This window comes from Pseudomonas sp. UBA6753 (assembly GCF_002453565.1).
Classification (GTDB): Bacteria; Pseudomonadota; Gammaproteobacteria; order Pseudomonadales; family Pseudomonadaceae; genus Aquipseudomonas; species Aquipseudomonas putida_Z.
Window position 1 is genome coordinate 1 of record NZ_DKHD01000030.1, and the last position, 381, is coordinate 381.

Consider the following 381-nt stretch of genomic DNA (forward strand, 5'->3'; position numbering starts at 1 on the left):
GGAAATCGTGGATCTGCGCGTTGAGCTCGAAACGGTTCGGGCTCTTGGCCACCGGGACCAGGATATCCAGGCGGATCCACACGTCGAGCAGCTGGGTGATGTCCTGCGGGGTACTCTCGACCTGCTGGCGGGCCACATGCTGACGCAATTCGACCAGGCTCAGGGTGCCCTGGTCGAAACGCTCGCACAGCGGCTCGATCAGGACCCAGTGTTCGGCTAGGGCGCGCAGGACGCGCTTGGGTTCGATCATTGGCTTCGACTCGTTGCCAAGAAAAAGGGGGCGATTGTACTGCATACGGGGGGGAGGTTTTCACCCCTTGGTCTGTAATGAGAGATAACCTTTGTCGTTGTAGGGGATTCACTGGCCCTTTCGCGGGCACG

At 60.4% G+C, this 381-nt stretch carries 1 pseudogene; it reads right to left on the minus strand.

Features of this window, described 5'->3' with window-relative positions:
* Positions 1-250 (minus strand): annotated as a pseudogene (locus B2790_RS10650) (hypothetical protein); the annotation flags it as partial.
* Positions 251-381 lie beyond the last annotated feature (131 nt).